The 5,148-nt window shown below is 75.1% G+C and carries 4 protein-coding genes; 3 read left to right on the top strand and 1 reads right to left on the bottom strand.

Annotated features, from left to right (window positions below; all coding sequences use genetic code 11):
* Positions 1-265: 265 nt before the first annotated feature.
* Positions 266-2,326 (top strand): thioredoxin domain-containing protein, encoded by a 2,061-nt coding sequence (locus ABZ449_RS41670; protein ID WP_360357269.1) that lies wholly within the window; start codon positions 266-268, stop codon positions 2,324-2,326.
* A gap of 54 nt (positions 2,327-2,380) precedes the next feature.
* On the opposite strand, the gene ABZ449_RS41665 is transcribed toward ABZ449_RS41670, so the two are convergent.
* On the bottom strand, positions 2,381-3,313 hold the full coding sequence (locus ABZ449_RS41665; RefSeq protein ID WP_360357272.1) for a hypothetical protein: 933 nt from the start codon (positions 3,311-3,313) through the stop codon (positions 2,381-2,383).
* A 280-nt stretch (positions 3,314-3,593) separates the two neighbouring features.
* On the opposite strand from ABZ449_RS41665, the gene ABZ449_RS41660 reads away from it, so the two are divergent.
* Entirely contained in the window at positions 3,594-4,286 is a 693-nt protein-coding gene (locus ABZ449_RS41660) for a papain-like cysteine protease family protein (RefSeq protein ID WP_360357267.1), read from the top strand.
* 8 nt (positions 4,287-4,294) lie between these two features.
* A partial coding sequence (locus tag ABZ449_RS41655) for a hypothetical protein (protein WP_360357264.1) occupies positions 4,295-5,148 on the top strand: 854 nt, incomplete at its 3' end.

Genomic DNA, 5,148 nt, shown 5'->3' with positions numbered 1-5,148 from the left:
GTTTCGTGCCAATGTCGTTTAACCGCCTTTTAATCATGGCCTACTCCGTCGCCCCGCGGTCGGCCCCTATGGTGTGAGTCGACGGCCGGCCCCCGCGGGGGCCCGCCTTCGCCGCGGCCGCCCGGCGGGCCGTTCGGCTTCGTGGGATCCCGAGCGGCCGGTCGAGCCGCCGGCGCGGATCGAGGCGCCCGGGCGGCAGGCGCCGGTCGCCGTGGACCGGCCTGACCTACCGCGCCCCGGCCGCCGGATGCGCGAGGATGGGGGCATGCCGAACCGTCTCGCGGACGCGACCTCGCCGTACCTGCTCCAGCACGCCGACAACCCCGTGGACTGGTGGCCCTGGGGGCCCGAGGCCTTCGCGGAGGCGGAGCGGCGCGGTGTCCCCGTCCTGCTGTCGGTCGGCTACGCCGCCTGCCACTGGTGCCACGTCATGGCGCACGAGAGCTTCGAGGACGCCGGGCTCGCCGAGTACCTCAACGAGCGGTTCGTCGCGGTCAAGGTGGACCGGGAGGAGCGGCCGGACGTCGACGCCGTGTACATGGAGGCGGTGCAGGCGGCGACCGGGCAGGGCGGGTGGCCGATGACGGTGTTCCTCACGCCCGACAAGGAGCCGTTCTACTTCGGCACCTACTTCCCGCCGCAGCCCCGGCACGGGATGCCGTCCTTCCGGCAGGTGCTGGAGGGTGTGGAGGCCGCCTGGCGGGACCGGCGGGCGGAGGTCGGGGAGGTCGCCGGGCGGATCCGGGCCGACCTGGCCGAGCGGGCAGCCGTCTACTCCGCCGGCGCCCACCACCCGCCCGGCGAGGCGGACCTGCACCAGGCACTGGTGACCCTCAGCCGGGACTTCGACCAGAGCCGCGGCGGCTTCGGCGGCGCGCCCAAGTTCCCGCCGGCCATGGTGCTGGAGTTCCTGCTGCGCCACCACGCCAGGACTCGTTCGGAGGCGGCCCTGGAGATGGCCGTCCGCACCGGCGAGGCGATGGCCCGCGGCGGCATCCACGACCAGCTCGGCGGCGGCTTCGCCCGGTACGCGGTGGACGCCGGCTGGGTGGTGCCGCACTTCGAGAAGATGCTGTACGACAACGCCCTGCTGCTGCGCGCCTACCTGCACCTGTGGCGGGCCACCGGCTCGGCCCTCGCCCGCCGGGTCGCGCTGTCCACCGCGGACTTCCTGCTGCGCGAACTCCGCACGCCCGAGGGCGCGTTCGCCTCCGCGCTGGACGCCGACAGCCTCGACGAGGAGACCGGGCAGTCCGCCGAGGGCGCCTACTACGTGTGGGAGCCCGGCCAGTTGGTCGACCTGCTCGGCCCCGCCGACGCGGCCACCGCCGCCCGGCTGTTCACCGTCACCGCCGAGGGCACCTTCGAACACGGCACCTCGGTGCTCCAACTCCTCGCCGACCCCGAGGACTTCGCCGAGTACGAGGCGATCCGGGCACGGATGGCCGAGGCCCGGTCGGCCCGCCCCGCCCCGGCCCGGGACGACAAGGTGGTCGCCGCCTGGAACGGCCTGGCCGTCGCCGCGCTCGCCGAGACCGGCGCGCTGCTGGACCGCCCCGACCTGGTCGAGGCCGCCGAACGCGCCGCCGACCTGCTGCTCGCCGTGCACCTCACCCCGGACGGCCGGCTGCTGCGCACCTCCCGGGACGGCCGGGCCGGTGCCAACGCCGGCGTGCTGGAGGACTACGCGGACACCGCCGAGGGCTTCCTCGCGCTGTACGCCGTCACCGGCGAGTCCTCCTGGCTCCAGTTGGCGGGCGGCCTGCTCGACACCGTGCTCAAGCACTTCACCGACGAGGCCTCCGGGGCGCTCTACGACACCGCCGACGACGCCGAGGAACTGATCCGCCGCCCCCAGGACCCGACCGACAACGCCACCCCGTCCGGCTGGACGGCCGCCGCCGGCGCCCTGCTCACGTACGCCGCGTACACCGGCTCCGACCGGCACCGTACGGCCGCCGAGCGGGCCCTCGGCGTGGTCGGCGCGCTCGCCGGCCGGGCGCCGCGGTTCATCGGCTGGGGACTCGCCGTCGCGGAGGCCCTGCTCGACGGGCCGCGCGAGGTCGCCGTGATCGGCCCGGACGGCGATCCCGCCACCGCGGCGCTGCGACGGGCCGCGCTGCTCGGGACGGCGCCGGGTGCGGTGGTCGCGGTCGGCGCGCCCGGGGAGACCGGGGAGGCCGGGGAGGTCGAGGTGCCGCTGCTGGCCGACCGGCCGCTGGTCGGCGGGGCGCCCGCGGCGTACGTCTGCCGGCACTTCGCCTGCGACGCCCCGACCACCGATCCGGCGGCGCTGGCCGAGAAGCTGGGCGCGACGGTCGCCTAGCGGGCGCTCAGGCCGGCGGGGGTGCCCCGCCGGCCACCCGGGCCACCCCGGTCGTCACTCCCAGTCCCAGCGGATTCCCAGCAGGCACGGCCGCAGTGCCGTGGCGACCAGGTGGACGCAGTGGTGGCCGTCGAGGGTGAGTTCCTCGGTCTCGTACGGGGCGGCGCCGGGGGAGTGGAGGGCGAAGCGGTGGCAGCGGACGGGGAGGGCGGCGGGGTGGAAGGTGATCTGGAGGACGTACTGGCCGGCGCCGGAGTTGAAGCCGCGGACGTATTCGCAGCTGGGCTCGGGGGAGGGGGCCTCGTCGAAGCCGTAGCCGAGCAGGTGGGTGTCGCCGGTGCGCAGGCGGCGGTCGAGGAGGAGTTCGGCGGCGAGCAGGTGGTGGGCCTGGTCGCGGCGGATGCGGCCGGGGCGGCAGTTCTCCTCGGCGCGGACGCCGACGCGGGTGATGTCGCTGCCCGGGTCGCCCTGGTAGAGGGCGAGGTAGCGGTCGATGCCGTCGCGGTGGGCGCGCAGGGCGTGCTGGGAGTCGCGGCGGGCGAGCCGGCGGTCGGGGCCGACCCGGATGCGTTCGATGTGGGTGATGGTGTGCAGCCCGGTGTCGCGCGGGCCGGCGAGGGTGGCGAGCAGTCCGTCGACGGCTCCGGCCGGTGAGATGAGGTCGCGGTAAGGGCGTACGGGCGGTCCGGCCGGGGCGGGGTCGGCGGCGCGGCGGGGGCCGAGCAGCCGAGTCAGGGAGTGCTCGGGCAGGTCGAGGACCTCCTCCAGGGCGGCGACGGCGCGCAGTGACTCGGCGCGTTCCGGGCGGCGGCGGCCCTGCTGCCAGTAACTGAGGCTGGTGAGGCCGACGTTGACGCCGCGCAGGGCGAGGTGGCGGCGGACGCGGTGGAGGGCGAGGCCCCGGGCGGAGATCGCGGTGCGCAGGGCGAGGTGGAAGGGGCCGGTGCGCAGGGCGGCGGCGAGGTCGGCTGGGTCGCTCCTGTGGATGGCGGCCTCCTGGGGCGGGCGGTCCGGCGCGGGCGGCTCGGAGGGGCCGCCGTTTGACCGTGAATATTCACATCGATGCGGCGGTTTGTCACCGGTCCGGGCCTGCTGCGCTGGGGTTTCCGGGGTGTCGTTCACATCCGCGTCCGCCCGTTCACACCCCGGTCCGGGCCCCGCCGAGGCCCGTTGACCCGTACCTGGCGAGGCGCGATGCTCGGGGCGCGATCCGGACCGCGCCCCCACACAGCACCTCGCTCCACTCGTGCAAGGAGGCACCTCCCCCATGCCAGTTCCACGGATACGGTTGCGCCGCGCGGTCTCGCTGCTCGCCCTCGGTGTGCTGGGCCCGGCGCTCACCGCCGCGGTGGCCGCGCCCGCGATCGCCGCCCCGGCCGGTCAGCCGGCCCGGTACCAGGCCCACGGCCCGGCCCAGGACCGGGCCGCGCACCAGGTCCGCCAGGCCGCCGCGCCCGGCAGCACGGCCGACCTGGCCGGCACGTACAAGAAGCTCAACATCACCATGCAGCAGCAACAGCAGACCAACTGGTGCTGGGCGGCGAGCGGGAACACCATCGCCACCTGGTACGGCTACAACTACAGCCAGAACCAGTTCTGCAACGCCGCGTTCGGCCGCGCCGTCGACTCCGGCTGCCCCAACAGCCAGGCCACGCTGGGCGACGTGCAGAACGGGCTGAACCGGGTCGGCATCAACCCGGGCTCGTACGTCAGCGGGTACCTGAACTACGGCACCGTGCAGTCCGAGGTGAACGCCAACCGCCCGATCGAGACGCGCATCCAGTGGAGCTCGGGCGGCGGCCACATGCACGTCCTGTACGGCTACGACACCGGGAACAACTGGGTCTACTGGGGTGACCCGTGGCCCTCCAACTACCGCTACAACTGGGCGGATTACTGGTACTACGTGAACAACGACACGTTCTCGTGGACCCACTCCCTGTACCGGATTGGCGCGTGAGGACGACCATGACCGAGACCACGAGCCGCCGTCGGGCCACCTTCACCTCCGCCACCTCCGCGGCCGTCACCGCCCTGCTCACCGCGGGTCTCGCGCTGGCGCTCGCCCCGGCCGCGCACGCGGACTCCCCGTCCGCCCCGGCCCCGGTGCCCGCCGCCGAACTGGCGCAGGCCCGCAGCGCGGTCCAGGACCCGGCCGTCCTCGACAAGGTCGGCCACTTCTTCGCCCGCAAGGGCGTGCCGCCGACGCAGCAGCTGACCATCGGCGCCGCCGAGGAGGCCCGGGCGGCGGGCGCGGCCGCGCCGCGGCTGGCCGGCGACACCGTGCCGGTGTACCTGCTGGACCCCGGCTTCGTGGCCGGCACCCCGGGCGCACCGGTGGCGAAGGCCGAGTTCACCGCCAGCAAGGTGGTCGCGGCGGACGGGCAGAGCGCCTCGGTCTGGACCGTGCGGCAGGACGGGGCCTGGAAGGTGGTCAACATCGCCTCGGGCGGCGACGAGAGCGACTACGCGGCGAAGGCGGCGGGCACCGGCGGCGGCACCGCCTTCCGCGAGCCGCAGGTCAACGCCTGGTACGTGCTGCGCGACGGCCGGGTGCTGCCGCTGGACGACGAGGCCCGGCGCTCGGTGGGCGCGGGCGGGGTCACCCTTGCCGCGTACCAGCAACTGGTGCACCAGCGGTACGGGGACAAGCTGCCCGGCTCGGCGTACGACCGGGCCGGTCAGGGAGGCGGCTACCAGGTGGACGCCGCGCCGCGGCTCGCGGCCGCGCCGGAGCACAAGATGGGCATGCGCTCCTCGCCGACCGCACAGCTGCACTTCGACGGTGTGCGGGTCCCGCGCGAGCGGCTGATCGGCGAGGA

It is taken from the genome of Kitasatospora sp. NPDC005856 (assembly GCF_040629945.1).
GTDB lineage: Bacteria > Actinomycetota > Actinomycetes > Streptomycetales > Streptomycetaceae > Kitasatospora.
The sequence above is the reverse complement of the archived record's forward strand: the minus strand, read 5'-3'. Positions and strand labels throughout refer to the sequence as shown.

Coding starts and splice junctions, on each gene's coding strand:
- ABZ449_RS41670 (WP_360357269.1), top strand. CDS start 266: ATGCCGAACCGTCTCGCGGACGCGACCTCGCCGTACCTGCTCCAGCAC.
- ABZ449_RS41660 (WP_360357267.1), top strand. CDS start 3,594: ATGCCAGTTCCACGGATACGGTTGCGCCGCGCGGTCTCGCTGCTCGCC.